Annotated in this window: 17 protein-coding genes; 6 read left to right on the top strand and 11 right to left on the bottom strand. The window is 71.0% G+C overall.

Features of this window, described 5'->3' with window-relative positions; translation table 11 throughout:
• Nucleotides 1-82: 82 nt before the first annotated feature.
• Entirely contained in the window at nt 83-1129 is a 1047-nt protein-coding gene (locus ACGFI7_RS19220; RefSeq protein WP_393406045.1) for a 3-isopropylmalate dehydrogenase, read from the bottom strand.
• A gap of 597 nt (nt 1130-1726) precedes the next feature.
• Nucleotides 1727-3316: a phosphoglycerate dehydrogenase gene (gene serA, locus ACGFI7_RS19215; RefSeq protein ID WP_393406043.1), complete on the bottom strand. Its 1590-nt coding sequence runs from the start codon at nt 3314-3316 to the stop codon at nt 1727-1729.
• Nucleotides 3317-3553: 237 nt separating this feature from the next.
• On the opposite strand from serA, the gene ACGFI7_RS19210 reads away from it, so the two are divergent.
• The 5 genes from ACGFI7_RS19210 to ACGFI7_RS19190 all read left to right on the top strand — a co-directional run bounded on the left by ACGFI7_RS19210 (nt 3554) and on the right by ACGFI7_RS19190 (nt 9154).
• Complete coding sequence (locus ACGFI7_RS19210) at nt 3554-4408, top strand: hypothetical protein (RefSeq protein WP_393406041.1); 855 nt, start codon at nt 3554-3556, stop codon at nt 4406-4408.
• Nucleotides 4409-4460: 52 nt separating this feature from the next.
• Complete coding sequence (locus ACGFI7_RS19205) at nt 4461-5843, top strand: MFS transporter (RefSeq protein ID WP_393406039.1); 1383 nt, start codon at nt 4461-4463, stop codon at nt 5841-5843.
• A gap of 75 nt (nt 5844-5918) precedes the next feature.
• Complete coding sequence (locus tag ACGFI7_RS19200; RefSeq protein ID WP_393406037.1) at nt 5919-6476, top strand: FHA domain-containing protein; 558 nt, start codon at nt 5919-5921, stop codon at nt 6474-6476.
• 124 nt (nt 6477-6600) lie between these two features.
• Nucleotides 6601-8142, top strand: a complete 1542-nt coding sequence (gene dacB, locus ACGFI7_RS19195) for a D-alanyl-D-alanine carboxypeptidase/D-alanyl-D-alanine-endopeptidase (protein ID WP_393406035.1) — start codon at nt 6601-6603, stop codon at nt 8140-8142.
• Between the two features lie 220 nt (nt 8143-8362).
• Entirely contained in the window at nt 8363-9154 is a 792-nt protein-coding gene (locus tag ACGFI7_RS19190; protein ID WP_393406033.1) for a CAP domain-containing protein, read from the top strand.
• Between the two features lie 275 nt (nt 9155-9429).
• On the opposite strand, the gene ACGFI7_RS19185 is transcribed toward ACGFI7_RS19190, so the two are convergent.
• From ACGFI7_RS19185 to ACGFI7_RS19160, 6 genes are all read right to left on the bottom strand, one after another.
• Nucleotides 9430-9681 carry a hypothetical protein gene (locus ACGFI7_RS19185; RefSeq protein WP_393406031.1) on the bottom strand — a complete coding sequence of 84 codons (252 nt, stop codon included), beginning with the start codon at nt 9679-9681 and terminating at the stop codon, nt 9430-9432.
• Nucleotides 9682-10009: 328 nt separating this feature from the next.
• A complete protein-coding gene (ilvC, locus tag ACGFI7_RS19180) occupies nt 10010-10993 on the bottom strand; it encodes a ketol-acid reductoisomerase (RefSeq protein WP_393407124.1) in 984 nt (327 codons plus the stop codon).
• Nucleotides 10994-11016: 23 nt separating this feature from the next.
• Complete coding sequence (ilvN, locus tag ACGFI7_RS19175; protein ID WP_393406029.1) at nt 11017-11541, bottom strand: acetolactate synthase small subunit; 525 nt, start codon at nt 11539-11541, stop codon at nt 11017-11019.
• On the bottom strand, nt 11538-13274 hold the full coding sequence (locus ACGFI7_RS19170) for an acetolactate synthase large subunit (protein WP_393406027.1): 1737 nt from the start codon (nt 13272-13274) through the stop codon (nt 11538-11540). Before ACGFI7_RS19170 ends, ilvN begins: the two co-directional genes overlap by 4 nt.
• A gap of 202 nt (nt 13275-13476) precedes the next feature.
• A complete protein-coding gene (locus ACGFI7_RS19165; RefSeq protein WP_393406026.1) occupies nt 13477-16098 on the bottom strand; it encodes a putative bifunctional diguanylate cyclase/phosphodiesterase in 2622 nt (873 codons plus the stop codon).
• 239 nt (nt 16099-16337) lie between these two features.
• Nucleotides 16338-17258, bottom strand: a complete 921-nt coding sequence (locus tag ACGFI7_RS19160; protein WP_393406024.1) for a 2-hydroxyacid dehydrogenase — start codon at nt 17256-17258, stop codon at nt 16338-16340.
• Between the two features lie 38 nt (nt 17259-17296).
• Here ACGFI7_RS19160 and ACGFI7_RS19155 point away from each other — a divergent pair, with 38 nt between their 5' ends.
• Complete coding sequence (locus tag ACGFI7_RS19155) at nt 17297-18346, top strand: PQQ-dependent sugar dehydrogenase (RefSeq protein ID WP_393406022.1); 1050 nt, start codon at nt 17297-17299, stop codon at nt 18344-18346.
• 3 nt (nt 18347-18349) lie between these two features.
• On the opposite strand, the gene ACGFI7_RS19150 is transcribed toward ACGFI7_RS19155, so the two are convergent.
• The 3 genes from ACGFI7_RS19150 to ACGFI7_RS19140 all read right to left on the bottom strand — a co-directional run bounded on the left by ACGFI7_RS19150 (nt 18350) and on the right by ACGFI7_RS19140 (nt 22613).
• Nucleotides 18350-20314 (bottom strand): VanW family protein, encoded by a 1965-nt coding sequence (locus ACGFI7_RS19150; RefSeq protein WP_393406020.1) that lies wholly within the window; start codon nt 20312-20314, stop codon nt 18350-18352.
• A 92-nt stretch (nt 20315-20406) separates the two neighbouring features.
• Nucleotides 20407-21069 (bottom strand): response regulator, encoded by a 663-nt coding sequence (locus ACGFI7_RS19145; protein WP_393406018.1) that lies wholly within the window; start codon nt 21067-21069, stop codon nt 20407-20409.
• Entirely contained in the window at nt 21066-22613 is a 1548-nt protein-coding gene (locus tag ACGFI7_RS19140; RefSeq protein WP_393406016.1) for an ATP-binding protein, read from the bottom strand. Before ACGFI7_RS19140 ends, ACGFI7_RS19145 begins: the two co-directional genes overlap by 4 nt.
• Nucleotides 22614-22691: the final 78 nt, after the last annotated feature.

Here is a 22691-nt window from a genome sequence, read left to right as displayed (position 1 = left end):
GGTAGTTGTCCGTTTGGACATGAAAAAGCGCCTGGCAGGTCCTCGTGCGGACCGCCAGGCGCTTTCTGAGCAAGGGCGGCCCCTAGCTCGATACTCGCTCGGTGATGTCGTCGCCGATCTCGCGGGTGGTGCGGCTGCTCCACCCGGCCAGCCGCTCGACGATGTCGTCGGCGACGGCCTGCTCGACCTTGGCGGCCTCGGCGGCCAGGCCCAGGTGGTCGAGCATCATGGCGACGGACAGGATGGTGGCGGTGGGGTCGGCCTTGCCCTGCCCGGCGATGTCGGGGGCGCTGCCGTGGACCGGCTCGAACATGCTCGGCGCGGCGCCCTCGGGGTTGATGTTGCCGCTGGCGGCCAGGCCGATGCCGCCGGCGATGGCGGCGCCGAGGTCGGTGATGATGTCGCCGAAGAGGTTGTCGGTGACGACCACGTCGAACCGCTCGGGCTGGGTGACGAAGAACATCGAGGCGGCGTCGATGTGGCTGTAGTCGGTGGTGACGTCGGAGTATTCCTCCGCGACGCGGTTGACCGTGCGCTGCCAGAGGTCGCCGGCGAAGGTGAGCACGTTGGTCTTGTGGACCAGCGTGAGCTTCTTGCGCGGACGCGAGCGGGCCTTCTCGAACGCGTAGCGCACCACCCGCTCGACACCGTGGGCGGTGTTGAGCGACTCCTGGGTGGCGATCTCGTACGGGGTGCCGCGGCGCATGGTGCCACCGGTGCCGGCGTAGAGGCCCTCGGTGCCCTCGCGGATGACGACCATGTCGATGTCTTCGGCGGGGGTGTCGGCCAGCGGCGTCTCGACGCCCGGGAAGAGCTTGACCGGGCGCAGGTTGACGTAGTGGTCGAAGGCGAAGCGGATCTTGAGCAGCAGGTCGCGCTCCAGCACGCCCGGCGGGACGCTGGGGTCGCCGACGGCGCCGAGCAGGATGGCGTCGTAACCGCGCAGCTCCTCCAGCACGGAATCCGGCAGGGTCTCGCCCGTGCGGTGATAGCGGGCGGCGCCCAGGTCGTAGTGGGTGGCGTCGATCTTCGTGCCGACGGCTTCGAGGACCTTCAGACCCTCGGCCACCACCTCGGTGCCGATGCCGTCTCCAGGGATGACGGCCAGGCGGATGTTGCGCGACTCCATGGGCGTACCTTACCGGCTCGTCTCGGCTGACGAACACATGATCTCATTGTGTGGACAGTGTGGTCCTGCTGTCCCCAGACTTTCACACCCCGGGCGCGACGTGGTCTCACGACTGCCGAGAAGGCATCCCCACGCGCGCCCGTCGTCCGGGGACCGCCGCACACGGCCGTCGGCTACCGGCCGGAGTTCTGCGGGGCGCCGCCGTTGTCACGGCGGTCCAGGGCGGTCTGCAGGGCCTCGGCGGCCTCGTCGCGGTGCTCGTCAGTGGTGTACTCGCGCATGGCAATCATCTCGTTTCGCGGGGTGTGGGCTTGCACTGAGTCGGAACCCCGGTCGCGGACCCGACCGGGCCTGAGCTCGCCGTCCGGGTCACGGACTGGGCGATGGGGCTTACCGGCCGACGCGACACCGCTCACCGCGGCGGGTCGTCGACCTGCCCTAACAGGCCCCGCCGCGGCAGGCAATGAGTACGAGCACCTGACGCATCACCCGCCAGATTACCTGAGCATCTCGTTGGATGTCCTAGCATCTCGCATGCTGAGACACGCGAACGGCCGCCACCGGAACCCCGGTGGCGGCCGTCGTCGCGTGGGCGGGTCAGTCCTCGAGGTCGACCGAGCGGCCGCTCTCGGCGCCGATCTCCTGGCAGATCTGCTCGACCACCTCGGCCGGGATGGCCGTGTCGACGGTCAGCGCGATGAGCGCCTTGCCGCCCTTGGCGTGCCGGGAGACCTGCATGGAGGCGATGTTGATGCCCTGCTCGCCGAGGATGCGGCCGACGACGCCGACGATGCCCGGCCGGTCGGTGTAGGTGAAGAACGACAGGTGGGCGGTCGGCTCGATCTCCATCTGGTAGCCGTTGACCTCGACGATCTTGGTGATCTGCCGGGGGCCGGAGAGCGTGCCGGAGACCGAGACCTGGCGGCCGTCGGCCAGCACGCCGCGCACGGTCACCACGTTGCGCCAGTCGGGGCTGTCGGAGCTGGTGACCAGCTCGACGCTGATGCCCCGGTCCTTGGCCAGCAGCGGCGCGTTGACGTACGTGACCTGCTCCTCGATCACGTCGGTGAAGACGCCCTTGAGCGCGGCGAGCTCGATCACCCGCACGTCCTGCGCGGCGATCTCGCCGCGCACCTCGACGTCGAGCTTGGTGGCCACCTCGCCGGCCAGCGCGGTGAAGACCCGGCCCAGCTTCTCGGCCAGGGGCAGGCCCGGCTTGACGTCCTCGGCGACCGCGCCGCCCTGGACGTTGACCGCGTCGGGCACGAACTCGCCGGCCAGCGCGAGCTTCACGCTCCTGGCGACCTGGGTGCCGGCCTTCTCCTGGGCCTCGTGGGTGGAGGCGCCCAGGTGGGGCGTGACGACGACCTGGTCGAGCTCGAACAGCGGGCTGTCGGTGCACGGCTCCTTGGAGAACACGTCCAGGCCGGCGCCGGCGACCCGGCCCTCCTTGATCGCGGAGTAGAGGGCCGCCTCGTCGACGATGCCGCCGCGGGCGACGTTGACGATCCGCACCGAGGGCTTGACCTCGTGCAGCTCGCGGTCACCGATGAGGCCGAGCGTCTCCTTGGTCTTGGGCAGGTGGACGGTGATGAAGTCGGCCTGCTTGAGGACCTCCTCCAGGCTGAGCAGCTGGACGCCCATCTGCGCGGCGCGGGCCGGCGGCAGGTAGGGGTCGTAGGCGATCAGCTCGACGCCGAACGGCTGCAGCCGCTGCGCCACGAGCTGGCCGATCTTGCCGAGGCCGAGGATGCCGACGACCTTCTCGTCGAGCTCGACGCCGGTGTACTTGGACCGCTTCCACTCGCCGTTCTTCAGCGCGGCGTGGGCCTGCGCGGTGTTGCGTGCGCTGGCCAGGATGAGCGCGACGGTCTGCTCGGCGGCGCTGGTGATGTTGGAGGTCGGCGCGTTGACCACCATGACGCCGGCCTTGGTGGCCGCCTCGACGTCGACGTTGTCGAGTCCGACGCCGGCCCGGGCCACCACGCGCAGCTTGGGCGCGGCGGCGATCGCCTCGGCGTCCACCTTCGTGGCGGACCGGACGATGAGCGCGTCCACGTCGGCGAGGGCGGGCAGCAACTGGGACCGATCGGCGCCGTCGGTGTGGCGGACCTCGAAATCGGCGCCGAGCACGGCCAGGCCGGCCTCGGACAGCTCCTCTGCGACCAGTACGACGGGCTTGTTCACGAGCGTGAGTCCTTAGTAGCGTGCGGCGGGCGTCAGGGACACGTCGATGGGTCCCCGTTTCCCCACGAGTCTATCGGTGGCTTGTGAACGCTTTCACGAAGGCTCAGCATCTGAGATGAGACGCCGCGTACCCAGGGGCGCGCAAAGTCATCCACACCGCAGCCATCTTCATCTTGATCGGGAGAATTATTCGGCATTAGCCTGATAAGCCGTGGCCGACTACCTATGGTTCGTCATATGAGCATCGGGAACCCTGCGCTTGCCGACGTGCTCGCCCAGCATGGTGCTCCGCACCGGTTGCTGGCGGCTCTCGCCGACGGTGGAGTCCTGGTGGCCGTGCGACCAGATCGATCCGTCGTCCTGGGCACTACCCAGGCCGGTGACCGGGTGCTGCTCGGATACACCAGTGCGGCGACCTACGCCAGGCACCACGGCAGTCATTCGCTGTCGGCGTGCGACGCCGACACCATCCTGGACATCCAGCGCGTGACCGGCGTGCGGGAGATCGTGATCGACGCCGCCGGCCCCGCCGCGGCCGCCGTGCCCATCGACGATCTCCAGCGTTTCCTCACCTCGACCCGCACCGGGCCCACGCCCGTCCTGTCGGGGGCCGCGCCCGCCGCGTACGCGACCGGCGCCATGGCCATGGTGTCGCGGGCCGGCACCATCGCCCCCGCCGCGCCGCGGCAGCAGGAGGCGCCCGCGATCCCGTGGATCCCGGCGCCGCGGCCGCACCTGTCGGGGCCGATGCAGCAGGTGGACCCCGGCTACCGCCGGTGCACGCACCCGATCCTGCCCGCGCTGCGCCAGGCCGTCGCACAACTGCTCATGGACTTCCCGCTGGTCCACCACGTGTGGATCTCCGAGGCCCGCACCGCCTCCGGCGCCCCCGGGATCATGCTGCACGTGAAGGTGCACATGTCGGCCGCCGAGGACGTGGTGCGCGACCTGCACCGCGGCGTCCGGGCCCGGCTCCCGCAGCTCGCGGCGAGCGGGGCGCCGATCCTCATGGCCAGGGTGGCCGACTCGCGCAGCGAGCGCCGCATGGTCGAGATCGGCGCGCACGTGGTGTGCGCCAACGTGAACGAATAACAGCGGATCCGGCCGAACTGGGCCCTACCGGACGGGGTCCGACTCGGCTTCAATGAGTCCCGTGATCGCACCCGCCATGGCCGCCCCCACGGTCCCCCGAGGCGTCCGGCTGGGTTACGGCGTCGGATCCTTCTGCACGGCCACCTTCGGCGCCGTCCCCGGGCTGCTCCTGCTGTTCTACATGACCAACTTCCTGGCGGTGCCCGCGTGGCTGGCCGGGGTCGTGGTGACCGCGCCCAAGGTGTGGGACCTGCTGCTCAACCCGATGGTGGGCCGCTGGTCCGACCGGACCTCCTCGCGGCTCGGCCCGCGCCGGCCCTGGCTGCTGGCCGGCGCCTGCACGCTGCCGATCGCGTTCTTCCTGGTCTTCGCGGGCCCGCCGCTGACGGGCGTCCCGGCCGCGCTGTACGTGGGCGTCTGCTTCATGGCGGCGGCCACCGCCTACGCGCTGTTCGAGGTGCCGTACAAGGCGATGCCCGGGGAGATGACCGACGACTACCACGAGCGGACGTCGCTGCTGCAGTGGCGGATGGTCTTCGTCGGCGCGGCCACGGCGATCGCCGGCGTCGCGGCCCCGGCCATCGTCAACAGTCAGGGCGAGAGCGGCACGCTGGCGAGCTACCGCCTCATGGGCGTGGTGATCGCGGCGGTGCTGCTGGCTTCCATGCTGGGAGCTTTCTTCGGTACGGCCAAGGCCCCGATGACCGGTGCGCCGGAGGCGGACGGCGGCAACCTGTTCAAGCAGTTCGCGGTGGTCAAGGGCAACAAGGCGTTCCTCTGGCTGACGGCGCTGAGCTGCACGCAGCAGCTCGCGGTGGCCATCATGCTGGCCGCCGCCCCGTACTTCGCCACCTACACGATCGGCGACCCCAAGGCGACCACCACGCTGTTCGCGGCGCTGGTGGGCCCGATGATGCTGACGATGCCGATGTGGACCTGGCTGTCCAGGCGCTTCGACAAGCGGGGCGCGATGATCATCGCCGCGGCCACCTTCTCCGGCGGCACCGGGCTTGCCCTGGCCACGCCGTTCTTCGGCGGCTGGTACGCCCACGTGATGATCCTGCTGGTGGGCACCGGGGTCGCCGGGGTGACGCTGCTGCAGTTCTCGATGCTGGCCGACGTGATCGCGGTGGACGCGGCCACCACCGGGAAGCGGCGGGCGGGGGTGTTCACCGGGCTGTGGACCGCGATCGAGAGCGGCGTCAGCGCGTTCGGCGCGCTGATCTTCGGCCTCACCCTGACGATCGGCGGCTTCGTGTCGTCCGTGGCGAGCCAGCGGGTGGAGCAGCCGGACAGCGCGGTGACCGCGGTGCTCATCGGGCAGACGGCGGTGCCCGCGGTGATCATCCTGCTGTCCGTGGTGATGACGCTGAGGTACCAGCTCAGGGACCCCGGACGGGTCGTCTCCCCGGCGGCTCCCGGCACGGCCGGGTGACCGGTCGCCCCGCGGCCCCGGCAACAGATCCGCGTATTCTGGACAGGGCGCGCACTTCAGGCCGATACTCGGGGAATGAGCTCGACGCCACCACCGTTCCGCGCGTCTGATGATGAACGGGACCGCGCGATCGACGAGCTCCGGGAGCGCGCCGTCGAAGGACGGCTCTCGCACGACACCTTCGTGGTCCGCGTGGACCAGGCGCTGCGCGCCCGCAACCAGCAGGAGCTCGACGCGCTCGTCGCCGACCTGCCCCGGCGGACGACGTTTCGCCTGCGGGTGACCAACGCGCTCACCGGCGCGGTCTCGGCGGTCTCCGGCTTCACCACCGCCCTGCAGTCCGCCTGGCGCAAGCCGCGGCTGCCCCGCCTGGCCCTGCCCGAGGACGACCGGCGGCGGTTCGTGGTCGGCCGCGGGTCCGCCTGCGACCTCGTCCTGTCGGACCTGACCGTCTCCCGGGTCCACGCCGAGCTGCGCCGCGAGGACGACGGCGGGTGGTTGCTGGTCGACCTGGGCTCGCTCAACGGCACCCGGCTCAACGGCTGGCGGCTGGTCGGCCCGGCCCGGGTCAAGTCGGGCGACGAGGTGGCGTTCGGTGACTGTGGCTTCCTGGTGAGCTCCGAAGGCCCGTAAACCACGGCATTCCACGCATCGTTCGCGCCTCCGTAAAGATACGGAGATTTGCGGATTACACCGTGCGCCGCCTGGCCCATGATCGCAGGCGAGACCCTTGTCGCATCCCTTTTGGAGACCCCCTATGCGGCGCACCTCAGCCTCTCTCGTCGCGGGCGCGCTCGTCGCGGCCCTCGCGTGGGCGTCCGGACCCTCCTCCCCCGCGATCGCCCTCGAACCCTCGCCCGGCGTGGCCGACCTCACCCAGGACCTCAACCAGATACTCGCCGACTCCCGGCTGACCATCGCCCAGGCCGGCGTGGTGGTCAGGAGCGCGGCCAACGGTGAGGAACTGTACGCGACCGACGCGGGCAAGCTCCTGATGCCGGCGTCCAACACCAAGCTGTTCACCTCGGCCGCGGCGGCGGAGGTGCTCGGCCTCGACTACCGGTTCACCACCAGCGTGCTCGGTGCGGGCCGCAAGTCCGGCCCGGTGCTCAACGGCGACCTGGTGCTGCGCGGCACCGGCGACCCGACCCTGCTGGCCGAGGACTACGACGCGCTGGCCGCCGAGGTCGCCAAGGCCGGGGTCAAGCTCGTCACCGGCAAGCTGGTGGCCGACGACACCTGGTTCGACGACGTACGGCTCGGCCAGGACTGGGCCTGGGACGACGAGACGGCCTACTACGCGGCCCCGATCTCCGCGCTCACCGCCTCGCCCGACCGCGACTACGACGCCGGCTCGGTGGTCGTCTCCGTCGCGCCCGACGGGGACCGCGTCAAGGTGTCCACCACGCCGGAGACCGGCTATCTGAAGATCGTGAACAACGCGAAGACCGGCTCGTCCACCGACGTGCTCATCGAGCGCAAGCACGGCACGAAGACCGTGGTCATCTCCGGCACGGTCGCGTCCACGTACAACGAATGGGTGGCGGTGGACGATCCGACCGCCTACGCCGCGACGCTGTTCCGCGACGCGCTGGAGAAGCGCGGCGTGCGGGTGCTCGGCAAGACCACGACCGGCGCGGCCCCCGAGGGCGCCAAGGAGCTGGCGAAGAAGGAGTCGATGCCGCTCAGCGAGCTGCTCGTGCCGTTCATGAAGCTGAGCAACAACATCCACGCCGAGATCCTCACCAAGGCCATGGGCCGCAAGGTCGCCGGCCAGGGCACCTGGGCCGCCGGGCTCAAGGCGAGCACCGACTTCGCCCGCGCCAACGGGGTGCAGGTGCTCAACCTGCGCGACGGCTCCGGCCTGTCGCGCCGCGACGGCATCACCCCCACCTCGATCGCGCAGCTGCTCCTCGCCGTGCGCGACAAGCCGTGGTACCCGACCTGGTACGCGTCGCTGCCGATCGCGGGCAACGCCGAGCGGTTCGTCGGCGGCACGCTGCGCAGCCGGATGCGTGACACTCCCGCGGCGAACAACGTGCACGCCAAGACGGGGTCGCTGACCGGCGTCACCGCGCTGTCGGGCTACGTGACGAGCGCCGACGGCGAGCCGCTGGTGTTCTCCATCATGCTGAACCAGTATCTGTCGTCCTCGCCCAAGGACATCGAGGACAAGATCGCGGTCCGGCTCGCGCAGTTCTCCAGGAACGCGCCGGTCGACGCGGCGGTCCAGCTCAAGTCGGCCACCCAGGACCACCCCGACCTGGAGTGCTCGTGGCTCAAGCCCGCGCAGTGCTAGCACGTACGCCTGATTGACCGGGTGCGCCGCGACCGGCGCACCCGGTTTTTTTGCGCCTGGACGCGTGATCGTGGAGATGGGTTTACCGAGGTAGCCGAGTTAATTGTTACGATTGCGACACATGGAGCTCCAGGTATAGCGGAGTTTTTCAGGACATAGCTGACGTGGGCGGGCCAGAATGCGGTCTCGACGCAGCGTCTCACCTCATCGGAGGGCAGCAATGCGCAGACGGCTCCAGGCCCTGGCCTGCCTCGGGGGTCTCGCGGCGATGAGCGTCCCCGCGTCGGGCACCGCCGCCGCCCAGACCCAGCAGGACACGCGGGCGGCGTGCCGCGTGGTCGTACTCAAGCCGGTCCTGGACGCCGCCGGGATGATCAGGGGCATCGCCGGGCGGACCGGCTGCGACGACCGCGCCCGGCTCCGGGTGCGGATCAAGCAGGCCGTCACCGGCACCGACCGCACCCTGAAGAGCGGCTCCCGCGTGCTGGAGAACGGCCGCATCACGGCCAAGCTCCGCTGCTCCGCCACCCCGCGCCGCTACTACGTCACGGCCCTGGACTACACCGGCGGCACCGCCGCCTCGCGCAGCGTGGTGCTGTCCTGCAAGGACCCGGCCAGGACCGGTTCGGGCGCTTCTGCCGCCGAGTCCGAGGTCGTCAGGCTCACCAACCGGGCCCGCGCCGGCAACGGCTGCCGGCCGCTGGTGCACGACGCCAAGCTCCGCAAGGCGGCCGAACGGCACTCGGCGGACATGGCGGCGCGCGGCTACTTCGATCACACCGGCAGGAACGGCAGCTCGGCGGGCGACCGCATCCAGGCCGCCGGGTTCGCCCCGATCCGGTCCTGGGGCGAGAACATCGCCATGGGCCAGCGCACCGCCGCCCAGGTCGTGCAGGGCTGGCTCGACAGCCCCGGGCACCGGCAGAACATCATGAACTGCTCGTTCACCCACATCGGCGTCGGCCACCACCCCAAGGGCCCGCACTGGACCCAGGTCTTCGCCAGCCACTGAGGCTCCCGCGGCTGTGTTGGCCACGGAGCGCCGGGCAGACCGGCCCCACCCGAGCCGGTTCCCACCGCATGTCCCGCGCTCCCCTCAGGCGGGCCCGGCCACGACTCCCCCGCATCGGACCGTGGCCGGGCCCGCACACCGGCGGGCGGCGGCTGCTGCGATCTGGGGGACGGGGTGTGGGGGGTCACGGAGTGTGACGGTTGAAAGGGGCCCTGAAACGGGTGGGGGGCCCACCTCATCGCTGAGGTGAGCCCCGCCGAATGTCCCGCTGTACCTCAGTCGTGCAGGTCGAGGAGGTCCACGACATCATTGAGAAGGTCCAGGTCGAGGAAGTCGTTGTCGGAACCGTTGTTGGTCCACTCGCCGTCCTGCGACCTGTTGTACCTGATGTCGTCGCCCTCGTCGTCGTCGTGGTACGTGTTGGCCAGTACCGGTGCGGTGGTGTAGCCCTGGGCGAGCGCGGGAGCGCCGCCCAGCATGACCATCCCGCCGATCAGGCCGGTCAGGACAAGTCCCGTCTTGTACATCGGATCTCCTCTGTTACCTCTTGACTACTCTCCGTAGGTAGCGGTCGGAGATCTCCCCGAGCCCCTCACCGGCCAAACGCCGAGATTTCCGCTTTGACGTGGGAAGAGGCCTCTCTTGGGTGAACCTAGACGCATACCGGTCGTCCATGACGATCGACGTACCACTGGACAAGGTCACCGGGATGCCGTCCCGTACGGTCGCCAGAGGGTGAGAGCCCCGGACGATCAGCCACGAGATGGCAAAAAGACGCGGCCCCGGCCGGGGGATTCCCCGGCCGGGGCCGCGTCGCGGGCACGCGGCCGGACGGCCGCGTAACGCCACGGAAGATCAGGCCTTGAGCCAGCTCATCATCGGACGGAGCGTGGCGCCGGTCTTCTCGATCGGGTTGCCCTCCAGCTCCTCACGGTGCCGCTGGAACTCCTTCTGGCCGCCGTCGAACTCGTCGACCAGCTCGCGGGCGAACCGGCCGTCACGGATCTCGGCCAGGATCTCGCGCATCGCCTTGCGGGTGTCCTCGGTGACCACGCGCGGGCCGCGGGTGTAGCCGCCGTACTCGGCCGTGTCGGAGACCGACCAGTACATCTTCGAGATGCCGCCCTCGTACATGAGGTCGACGATGAGCTTCATCTCGTGCAGGCACTCGAAGTAGGCCACCTCCGGCTGGTAGCCCGCCTCGATGAGGGTCTCGAAACCGGCCTTGATCAGCTCGGAGACGCCGCCGCACAGCACGGCCTGCTCACCGAACAGGTCGGTCTCGGTCTCCTCGGTGAAGGTGGTCCTGAGCGCGCCGGCGCGGGTGCCGCCGATGCCCTTGGCGTACGAGAGCGCCAGGTCGAGGGCCTTGCCCGAGGCGTCCTTCTCCACGGCGACCAGACAGGGCACGCCGCGCCCCGCCTCGAACTGGCGGCGCACCAGGTGGCCGGGGCCCTTGGGGGCCACCATGCACACGTCGACGCCCTCCGGCGCCTCGATGAGGCCGTAACGGATGTTGAGCCCGTGGCCGAAGAAGAGCGCCTCGCCCTCCTTGAGGTTCGGCGCGACGTGCTCGGCGTAGAGGTGGCGCTGGATGTGGTCCGGCGCGAGGATCATGGTGAGGTCGGCCTCCTTGACCGCCTCGCCGGGGGTGACCACCCGCAGCCCGTCGTTCTCGGCCTTCTCCCGGCTCTTGGAGCCCTCGGGAAGGCCGACCCGCACGTCCACCCCGGAGTCACGCAGGGAGAGCGCGTGGGCGTGGCCCTGGCTGCCGTACCCCAGCACGGCCACATGGCGCCCCTGGATGATCGAGAGGTCGGCCTGGTCGTCGTAGAAGATCTCGGTCACTTGCGAAAAACCTTTCAGGCGGTACGGTCCAGTGCCCTGAGGGACCGGTCAGTGATGGAACGGGCGCCGCGGCCGATGGCCACCATGCCCGACTGGACGAGCTCTTTGATCCCGAACGGCTCGAGCACCTTGATGAACGCGTCGAGCTTGTCGGGCGTGCCGGTGACCTCGATGGTCACCGCGTCGGCCGCCACGTCGATGCAGCGCGCGCGGAAGAGCTGGACGAGCTCCAGCACGTGCGAGCGGCTGTCGGCGTCGGCCTTGACCTTGATCAGCATCAGCTCGCGCTGCACCGACTGGGACGGGTCGAGCTCCACGATCTTGAGCACGTTCACCAGCTTGTTGAGCTGCTTGGTGACCTGCTCCAGCGGGAGTTCCTCGACGCTCACGACGATCGTCATACGGGAGATGTCGTCGTGCTCGGTGGGGCCGACGGCCAGCGAGTCGATGTTGAAACCGCGCCGGCTGAACAACGCGGACACCCGCGCCAGCACACCCGGCTTGTTCTCCACGAGCACCGACAGCGTGTGTCTGCTCATTCCTCGTTCTCCCACGTAGGCGCCATGTCACGGGCGTACTTGATGTCGTCGTTGCTCGTCCCGGCCGCGACCATGGGCCAGACCATGGCGTCCTGGTGGACGACGAAGTCGACCACCACCGGCACGTCGTTGATCTCCATGGCCTTCTTGATGGTCGCGTCCACGTCCTCGGGACGCTCGCACCTCAGGCCAACACAACCATAGGCCTCAGCCAGCTTGACGAAGTCGGGGATCCGGCGAGTCGCCTGCAGGTCGGTGTTGGAGTAGCGCTGGTCGTAGAAGAGGGTCTGCCACTGGCGCACCATGCCGAGGTTGCCGTTGTTGATGACGGCGATCTTGATCGGCACGCCTTCCAGGGCGCACGTGGCCAGCTCCTGGTTGGTCATCTGGAAGCAGCCGTCGCCGTCGATGGCCCACACGACGGCGTCGGGGTCGCCCATCTTGGCGCCCATCGCGGCCGGGACCGCGAACCCCATGGTGCCGGCGCCGCCGGAGTTGATGAACGCGCCGGGACGTTCGTGCGCGATGAACTGGGCGGCCCACATCTGGTGCTGGCCGACGCCGGCCACGTAGTAGGCGTCGGGCCCGGCGATGGCGCTCAGCCGCCGCATCACGTACTGCGGGGCCAGTGAGCCGTCGTCGAACTCGTCGTAGCCCAGCGGGTAGGTCTCCTTGTAGCCGTTGAGCACCGTCCACCAGTCGGCGTAGTCGCCCTGCTGGCCGGACGCCTCCACGGCGGCGATCAGGTCGCCGATGACCTCCTTGCAGTCGCCGACGATCGGCACGTCCGCGTGGCGGTTCTTGGAGATCTCCGCGGGGTCGATGTCAGCGTGCACGATCTTGGCGTGCGGGGCGAAGGTGGAGAGCTGCCCGGTGACGCGGTCGTCGAAGCGCACGCCCAGGCCGACGATCAGGTCCGCCCGCTGCAGCGCGCCCACCGCCGCGACCGAGCCGTGCATGCCGGGCATGCCCAGGTGCTGCGGGTGGCTGTCGGGGAACGTGCCGCGGGCCATCAGCGTGGTGACCACCGGGATGCCGGTCACCTCGGCCAGACGGATCAGCTCCTGGGAGGCGCGGGCCTTGTGCACGCCGCCGCCGACGTACAGCACCGGCCGGCGGGACTCGGCGATGAGCTTGGCCGCCTCGCGGATCTGCTTGGAGTGCGGCCGGGTGACCGGACGGTAGCCCGGCAGCTGCATGACCGGCGGCCAGTGGAACTCGGTCTCGGCCTGCAACGCGTCCTTGGCGATGTCGACCAGCACCGGGCCGGGGCGGCCGGTGGCGGCGATGTGGAACGCCTCGGCGATCGTCCGCGGGATGTCGGCCGGGTTGGTGATGAGGAAGTTGTGCTTGGTGATCGGCATGGTGATGCCGGAGATGTCGGCCTCCTGGAAGGCGTCCGTGCCGATCGCCGCGGTCGCGACCTGGCCGGTGATCGCCACGATCGGCACCGAGTCCATGTAGGCGTCGGCGATCGGCGTCACCAGGTTGGTCGCCCCCGGCCCGCTGGTCGCCATGCACACGCCGACCTTCCCGGTGGCCTGCGCGTATCCCTCGGCGGCATGCCCGGCGCCCTGCTCGTGCCGTACAAGCACGTGCCGGACCTTGGTCGAGTCGTACAGGGGATCGTAGGCGGGGAGGATGGCGCCGCCAGGGATCCCGAACACGGTGTCGACTCCCACGTGCTCCAGCGCCCTGACCAGGGCCTGTGCACCTGTCATCCGTTCGGTCATCGGCTCGTTCCTTGTGTGGTCACACGTCAGGACATAAAAAATGCCCCTTCCCACGGAAGGTGGGAGCGGGGCGGCGCGCAGGTCGGAGTGCTTCGCTAACGGCCTGCGCGCCGGCGAAGTACTACGAGAATCTCACTGCGAAGCATGGCTTACACCATAGCCGCTAGGAATGCCCCGGTGTCAACTTGGTGGGACACAGGTCTCACACGGTGAGACTCGTTCTCATCAGCGAGTCGACGCCCCTGGCCGCCATGGGCCTGGCCACGAGGAAGCCCTGGCCGCGGGTGCAGCCCATCTCGCGCAGCAGGTCGAGCTGCTCGGGCCGCTCGATGCCCTCGGCCACCACGATGAGCCCGAGGTCGTGGCCGAGCCGCACGATGGTCCGGGTGAGCAGGGTCAACGTGTCGTCCTGGCCCAGGCCGGACACGAACGACGGGTCGATCTTGATCATGTCGACCGGGAGCTGCCGGAGGAACGCCAGCGAGGCGTAACCGGTGCCGAAGTCGTCGATGGCCAGCCGCACGCCCAGGGCGCGCAGCTCGGACAGCCGCCTGACGGTCTCGTCGGCGTCCTCGACGAGCATCTCCTCGATCACCTCGAGGGTGAGCGCGGAGGCGGGCAGCCCGCTCTCGGCCAGCGCCTCCTCGACCGCCTGGACGAACCTGGGCGCGGTGATCTGGCGGGCGGACAGGTTGAGCGACAGCCCGATGTCCCACGACTCCGCCCGCCAGGCGGCCACCTCACGGCACGCCTCGCGGAGGATCCACTCGCCCAGCGGCACGATGAGGCCGGTGTCCTCGGCCGGGCCGAGGAACTGGTCGGGCGGCACGAACACCGAGCCGCGGCACCACCGCACCAGCGCCTCGACCGCGGTGACCCGGGAGGTGGCCAGGTCGACCACGGGTTGGTACTCGATCGCGAACTGGTGCTCGATCAGCGCCCGCTGCAGGTCGGCGGCGAGCTCCAGCCTGCGGACCACGTCGGCGTGCATCTGCGCGGCGAACACCTCGACCCGGCGCCCGCCGAGCTCCTTGGCCCGCGCCATGGCCACGTCGGCGTTGCGGATCAGGTCGCCGGCCGGGAGGTCGTCCTCGGCGAAGGCGACGCCGACGCTGCCGGTGAGCGCCACGTCGCGGTCGGCCACCCGGAACGGCTCCTGCGAGACCGCGCGCAGCAGCCGCTCGGCCAGGTCGACGGCGAGCTGCGCGTCGCCGCCGGTCTCGATGAGCACCGCGAACTCGTCGCCGCCCCAGCGGGCGAGCGTGTCGTCGGGGCGCACGGCGCCGCGCAACCGCCGGGCGGCCTGACCGAGGAGGTAGTCGCCGCTGGCGTGGCCGACGGAGTCGTTGACCGAGGTGAACCCGTCGAGGTCGAGGAAGATCACCGCAACGTGGCCGGAGCCGCCGAGCACCTCGCGGGTGCGCTCCTCGAAGTAGGCGCGGTTGGGCAGCCCGGTGATGCCGTCGTGGAAGGTCAGGTGGGCGACCTGGTTGCGGAGCGCCTCCTCGTCGCTGATGTCGCGGGTGGTCACCAGGATCTGGTCCTCGCCGGTGGCGTGGCGGGTGGCGACCGACTCGGTGGGCCGCCAGGTGCCGTCGGCGGCGCGCACCCGGCAGGCGATGAGGCAGGCGCCGGGGCCGGCCTCGTCGTCGTCGTCATCGAGGCCCATGGCGCGCAGGGAGGACTGGATCTGCGGCACGTCCTCGGGGTGGATGTAGTCGAAGATCGAGCCGCCGACGATCTGCTCGGGGCGGTAGCCGTAGGTCTCCTCGACCCCGGCCCCGATCTCGTGCACGGTGCCGTCGTGGTCGCAGATGAGCACCACGTCGCCGGTGCTCTCGGCCAGGTCGCGCAGCTGCTTCTCGGCGCGCGAGAGCAGCGTGCGCAGCCGCAGGTTGACGCCGGACAGCACGAACAGCCGCAGCAGCAGGAGCAGCACCATCGAGGCGGCGATCAGCACGACGCCGGCCACCGGCGGCTCCTGCCCGCCGCTCGACAGGTGGACGACCAGGGTCACCGTGGCCACGCCGACCAGCGCCAGCGGCAGCAGCGCGAGGAGGCTGCCCACGACCGGCCAGGCCGTGACCTCGCGCGGCCGCGCCCAGGGCACGGCGGTGAGCAGCAGGAAGGCCGCGGGGGCGAGCGCGAGGGTCCAGCCCGGCTGCCCGCCGCCGTCGAGCCTGGCCACCGCGCCGGCCATGGTGAAGGTCGTGGTGGCCGCCAGCACGCACAGGCCGGCCACGCCGAGCGGCAGCGCCACGGGCCTGCCGGTGACCATGGACGGCACGACCGTGCACGTCACCAGCAGCGCGAGCATGGGCGGCAGCATCGAGAAGGTGAAGAGCGCCGGGTCGGCGGTGTTGTCGTAGACGTGGCGCAGCGCCACCACCCAGCCGACCACGAACAGCGCGGCGGCGCACAGGTAGGAGTCGGTGACGTGGCGGAGCACGACCAGGGCGGGCGGGCGGCGCCCGCCGGCGATGAGCGCGCCCCCGCCGATGAGCACGGTGCCGAGCAGCACGAGCAGGTCGGCGAAGCTCACCATGAAGCTGGAGCTGTCGGTGAAAGGGCGCACGGCCACGCCGACGGCCCAGACAGCGGAGCCGCCGGCCATCCAGCGCACGCCACGGGCCATGGAGCCGCGCTCCCCCGGCCGTCCGGAGGCGAGCAGCAGCGAGCCGGCGGCGAGCATGGCGGTGAAGAATCCGGCGATCGCGCCGATGTAGAGAGCCGGGCCGCCCGCTAGGAGCGCAGCCGCGACCCCGGCCGCGCCGATCGCCGCACCGGCGGTCAGCGATGCCCGTGGATCACGCCAGCGGATCACAGTCGTTGCCCATCCCGTCCTCGAAGCCTGCTCCCGTGGCCGCCGAAGCCCGGCGCGTCCACATCGCCAGTGTGTGCGGTCACGGGTGCGCGGGTGGTGACAACGCCGATGTCGTCACCGATCTGATAACCACACGGACCAATTGCCGCCAAATTTTCCTTGACAGGGAGTCAGGAAGCCTTGGATAGACGCAACGGTACGCACCGAAGGTCACGGCCCAGCCACGGTCCGGATTCTCCTCAGTACGCGTCGGTGATGATGTTGTCGAGCGGCTCGCCCCGCAGGTAACGGGAGATTTGCGCGCGGATGAGCGTGAGCATGCGCCGGCCGGACGCGGGCGTGCTGCCGGCCACGTGCGGGGTGATCAGCACGCCGGGCGCGCTCCACAGGGGGTGGTCGTCGGGCAGCGGCTCCGGCGCGGTCACGTCGAGCGCCGCGCGCAACCGGCCGGCCTTGAGCTCGGCGACCAGGGCGGCGGTGTCGACCACCGTGCCCCTGGCGGCGTTGACCAGCACGGCGCCGTCCTTCATGCGCGCCAGGAACCCGGCGTCCACCATGCCGGTCGTGTCGGGGGTGGAGGGCACGAGCAGGACGACCACGTCGGCCGCCGGCAGCAGGGCGGGCAGCTCGTCCATGCCGTGGACCGGGCCGTACTCGCTCTCTCTGGCGCTCCTGGCCACCCGGACGATCTCCACCTCGAAACCGGACAGCCGGCGCTCGAGCGCGGCGCCGATGGAGCCGTAGCCGACGATCAGCACCGTGGAGTCGGCGAGCACGCCGGTCTGGCGGTAGGTCCACGCGCCGCGCCGCTGCGCCTCGACGAACGCGGGGAACTCGCGGACCACCGCGATCATCGCGCCGGCCGCCCACTCGGCGGTGCCGGCGTCGTGCACGCCGCGGGCGTTGCACAGCACCACGCCCTGCGGCAGGTGCGGCCGGTAGGCGTCGACGCCCGCGGTCACGGTCTGGAGCAGGCGCAGCGAGCGCATGCGGGCCAGGACACCGGGCACGTCGGTAACGAGCACGAGGGGCGGGACCCACACCTCGACGTCCTCGATCCCCGCCGGCTCCGGCACGTCGCGGTGGAACACCGCGCACTCGACGCCGGGCAGGTCGGACAGGACTTCGGCGACGGCGTCGGAGGGCACCCAGATCTTCATGCGGGAAACCTTAAGGGTCGGGGGCGAGTATGGAACACATGAGGCGTATCTGGCTGATCATGTCCCTGGCGGCGCTGACCGCCTGTTCAGGCGCCGGCGGGGCGGCGACGACGCCCACGGCGTCCGTCGTGCCCGAGCGTTCCCCGGGCGAGCCCGCCACGGTGGCGCGGGACCTCGCGGTGCCGTGGTCGATCGCGTTCCTGCCCGGGGGCGACGCGCTGGTGACCGAGCGCGACACCGCCAGGTTGGTCCGGGTGGGCGCCTCCGGCCAGGTCAGCGAGGTGGCCACGATCGACGGGGTGGTCCCCGACGGCGAGGGCGGGCTGATGGGGCTGGCGGTCAAGGACGACCTGCTGTTCGTCTACTACACGGCCGCCGACGACAACCGGATCGTGCGTTACCGGTTCGACGGCGAGCGGCCGTCGGATCCGAAGGTGATCGTCCAGGGCATCCCCAAGGGCGGCATCCACAACGGCGGCCGGCTGGCGTTCGGTCCTGACGGCCACCTGTACGCGAGCACCGGCGAGACCGGCGACCGGCCGCTGTCGCAGGAGCGTGACTCGCTGGCCGGCAAGATCCTGCGGATGACCATCGAGGGCGAGCCCGCTCCCGGCAACCCGTTCGGCACGCTCGTCTACAGCCTCGGCCACCGCAACGTGCAGGGGCTCGCCTGGGACGAGCAGGGCAGGCTGTACGCGTCCGAGTTCGGCGCCAACAGCTTCGACGAGATCAACTTGATCGAGGCGGGCGGCAACTACGGCTGGCCCGAGGTCGAGGGGCGCGGCGACAACCCGGCGTTCAAGAACCCGATCGTCACCTGGGACACCTCGGAGGCGTCCCCGTCCGGGCTGGCCTACGCGGACGGGTCGCTGTGGATGGGCGCGCTGCGCGGCGCCCGGCTGTGGCAGATCCCGCTGGCCCAGGACGGCGCTCCCGGCACGCCGGTCGCGCACTACAGCGGCGTGTACGGCAGGCTCCGGGCGGTCACGCGGGCCCCTGACGGCGCGCTCTGGGTGGGCACCAGCAACAAGGACGGGCGGGGCGACGTGCGTGACGGCGACGACAAGATCATCGCCGTCACGCCGTGACGGTCAGTTCCCCGAGGCGCAGACGACCTCGGCCCGCGGCCGGTACTTGGTGGTCAGCTTCTTGTCGCGCTTGACCACCTTGCCGTCGTTGTAGAAGACCCGGGTGACGTCGATGGTGAAGCCCTGCTGGCCCGGGACGGGCTGGCAGTCGGCGGCGTCGCTGGTCTCACGGCGGAACGGGGTGAAGTCCCGCTTGTCCGACTCGACCGCCTCGATCTTCTCGTACCGCCTGGTGCTGTAGAGCGTGACGGTGACCGACGTCTCGGTGGACGACGTCTTGATCAGCACGCCGTGGTCGGAGTCGTTGCGCCACTTCACGTCGAGGTCGGGGTAGAGCAGCGCGGCGTCGCGGCCGGCCGGGAAGCGGGCCGAGTGGTAGTCCATCGGCGTGTGCGCGACGTCCACGTAGCCGCCGAAGAAGACCGCGTTGTAGAGCGTGGTGGCGAACTGCGACGCGCCGCCGCCCATGATGGTGAGCAGCCGGCCGCCGACCACCTGCGGCGCGGGCACGTAACCGCCCTCGGCGGTGCGCTCGCCGACCTGGTCGTTGAGCGAGAACGTCTGGCCGGGCTTGACCAGGTGACCGTCCAGGTCGGCGGCCATCTGCCTGATGTTGGTGACCCTCGGCTGGCAGCAGTCGAAGGTGGAGGTGAACGACCCCACGGCCTCCTTGATGCCGAGCCCGCTCACCTCGTCGGTGGTGATCTCCGGCGGCGCGGCCGCCAGCCTGACCGGGACGACGCGTTCGCCGCCGCGCCGCAGCATGATCGCGATGTCGCGGGAGAGGCGATCCTCGTCGACGCCGCGTCCCACCCGCGAGGGCACGAGCCGGGGCCGGCCTTCGACGATCTCGTACGTGGCGTCGCGGGGTGCCTGGGCCGCGTCCACCAGGGTGCTCTCCACCGGTTCGAGCGCCTTGGCGGCGTCGAACGCGGGCCGCAGCGCCCCTTCCCCGTCGGCGACGAAGGTCAGGCTGGCCGCGATGGTCTCCGGGCCGAGCTGCGCCTGCTTGCCGTCGAGGGTCAGCGTGATCGGGGCCTCGACGGCCCGCCTGGCCTGGGTCCTGGCCCGGGTCACGGCCGTCTGGGTGGTGGTCGGGTCGGCCCGCTCGAGCGTCAGCGACGCGGCGCCCGAGCCGGTGAGGAAGGCGTCGCTGATCGCCTTGACGGCGTCGGCGCGGTCGAGCAGCACGCCGTCGCGCGGCTGGGTGACGACGGGGCGCAGGCCCTCGTACGCCACCTTGCCCTCGACCGGGGGCTTGTCGACGGTCTCGGCCAGCGCCTCGACGGTCCTGGCGAGCTGGGAGGCGTCGACGGTGACCTTGGGCTCCAGCTCGGTGGTGCCGGTCAGCGCCCGCCACACCTCGACGGGGCTGGGGAAGCCGCTGGGCACCTGGTTGATCGTGCTGACGACGTCGAGCTGCAGGCCCGCCTCGTCGGGCTGGATGGTGTCCTCGCGGTCGCCGATGCGCACCACGACGGGCTTGCTGAGCTGGGCGGCGAGCTCGGTGCGGAGCTTCTCGGCCGCCTGTGTGACGGTCAGGCCGCCGATGTCGACCCCGGCCACGCGGGTGCCGCGCAGCACCGAGCCGGACATGAGCACGGCCGGCACCAGGTACGCCAGGAGCGCGGCGAGAAGCAGGAGCACGCCGACGGCGGGCAGCAGGCGGCGGCGCCGGGACGGCTCGGAGTCGGTGAAGGCGGACGGCGGCTCGGTGTAGGACGGCGGCTCCACGTTGACCGGCCACGGCTGGGCCTGGGGCGCGGCCGGCGGCAGTGCGCCGTTGGCGGTCGTCGAGGGCCGGCCCGCGGGCCGGGGCTCCGGACGGCCGGTCTGGGGACCGAAGATGTCCCTGGACACGCCGGGAGGAAGACCTTCGATCTTCGGCTTCCGCGAGGTGGCGCGCTGCGGTAAGGGCACCGAGGCGAACGGGTCGGTCGGCGATTCGATCGGTCCGGCGTTACGCACGCCTCAATCTCCTCCCGCTCCGCAGCCACTTCTCAGGAAACAGTAAGGCACGCGGGTCCGGATATGTCACGGGAAAAGACTACGGAAGTGTGTCAGCCGATCCACCGGTAACGGTGTTCCGGTCTGCCCGCCGTTCCGTACTTGGGCCGCAGCTCCGCCCGGCCGGCCCCGCACAGGTACTCCAGGTAGCGGCGGGCGCTCACCCGCGACAGCCCCGTCAGCGAGGCCGTCTCCACCGCCGACAGGTCGCGGCCCGCCTCTCGCAGCGCCGTCACGACCAGCGCGCAGGTCGCCGGCGACAGGCCCTTGGGCAGCGCCGCGGGGGTGCCGGAGACGCCGAAGAGCCGGTCCACGTCGTCCTGGCGGGCCTCCGGCCCGATGGCGCTGAGCTGCCTGCGGGTGTGGGCGTACTGCTGGAGCCGCTCGGTGAGCGCGGCGGCGGCGAACGGCTTGATCAGGTAGTTGACCGCCCCGCCGCGCATGGCCTCCTTGACCGTCGGCACGTCACGGGCGGCGCTGATGACCAGCACGTCGACGCCGCTGAGCGCCTTCAGCACCGCCAGGCCGGACATGTCGGGCAGGTAGAGGTCGAGCAGCACGAGATCGGGCCGGGCCTCGGCCGCGGCCGCGATCGCGGCGGCCCCGCTGTGGGCGGTGGCCACCACCTCGAACCCCGGCACCCGGGCGACGTAGCCGCCGTGGATGCGGGCGACCATGAAGTCGTCGTCCACGATCAGGACCCGGATGTCGCTCATGACGTCGCCTCCGCGGGCAGCAGGGCGGTGAACACCGCGCCGCCGGAGTTGCGCACCTTGACCCAGCCGCCGCGGCGCAGGCACGCCTGCCGGGTGAGCGCCAGCCCGAGCCCGCGCGGCCCGGAGCGGGCCGCCTTGGTGGTGAACCCCTCGCGGAAGACCTCCTCCACCAGCTCGGGCGTGATGCCCGGCCCGGAGTCGCGAACCCGCACGCGCAGCCCGCCGGCGTCGGCCACGACCGAGACCTCGATCGTGCCGCCCCCGCCGTCGAGCGCGTCGATGGCGTTGGCCACCAGGTTGCCGACGACCAGGACGGCGTCCTGCGGGTCGCCGAGCACGCCTTCGGGCACCGCGGAATCCTCCGACAGCACCAGGCGGGCGCCCCTCTCGGCCGCCTCGGCCGACTTGGCCAGCAGCAGCGCGGCCAGCGTCGGGTCGGCGATCCGCTCGCGCAGCTCGCCGGCCACCACGCCGGGGGCGGTGCTGGTGATGAACGCGATGGCGGCGTCGTGCTCGCCCAGCTCCAGCAGCCCGACCACGGTGTGCATGCGGTTGGCGAACTCGTGCGCCTGGGCCCGCAGCGCCTCGGTCGCGCTGCTGGTCGACTCCAGCTCCCGGGCCAGCCGGACCAGCTCGGTACGGTCGCGCAGGGTGATCACCCAGCCGCGTTGCTGGCCGCGTACGGACACGGGGGTGCGGTTGAGCACCAGCACCCGGTCGCCGTGCAGGACCACGCGGTCCTCGCCCGGGTCGGCGCCGCCGAGCACGTCGCGCATGCGGTCGGAGACCGGCATCCTGGTCAGGTCGTCGCCGACGTCGCCGAGCAGCTCGCGGGCGGCGTCGTTGACCAGCGTCACGCGGCCTTCGAGGTCGAGCGCGAGCACGCCCTCCTTGACGCCGTGCAGCACGCCCTCGCGCTGCTCCAGCAGGGCGGCGATCTCCCTCGGCTCCAGCCCGAACGTCTGCCTGCGCACCCGGGCGGTGATCAGGGCGGCCGCGGCCAGCCCGGCGACGAGCACGGCCACCGCGGTCCACAGCAGCGGCGGCAGCGCTGCCGCGACCTCGCCGATGACCGTCGTCTCCAGCACGCCGACCGAGACCAGGCCGATGACCGCGCCGTACTCGTCGCGGACCGGCGTCTTGCCCCGGACCGTGATGCCGATCGTGCCCTTCTGGGTGCCCACCCAGTCGTCGCCGGTGGTCAGCACGTAGCTGCCGTCGGTCGACAGCCGGTGGCGGATGAGCGAGGCGTTGGGGTGGGCGTAGCGGACCTGATCGGTGTTGGCGATCACCACGTAGTCGGCGCCGGTGGTCTGCTGCACGCTCAGCGCGAGCGGCTGCAGCACGGTCTCGGGCCTGCGCAGCTTGAACGCCTCGCGCACCTGCGGCAGGGCGGCGACCGACTGGGCGATGGCCAGCGCGCGCTGCTCGTAGCGGGAGTCGTACTGGTTGCGGGTGTGCTGTGCCCACACAGCGGCGGTGCTCCCGACGGCGAGCAGCACGATCGCCATCTGCAGGACGAACAGCTGGGTGCCGAGTCTCACCCGTCACATGCAAACAGCGCCAGGTCACGGGCTGGTCGCGACCAATACGACCACTACGAACGCTACCGGCAACAGACT

The sequence above is a fragment of the Nonomuraea sp. NPDC048826 genome (assembly GCF_043198225.1).
Classification (GTDB): Bacteria; Actinomycetota; Actinomycetes; order Streptosporangiales; family Streptosporangiaceae; genus Nonomuraea.
This window is presented reverse-complemented; position numbering and strand designations above follow the sequence as displayed.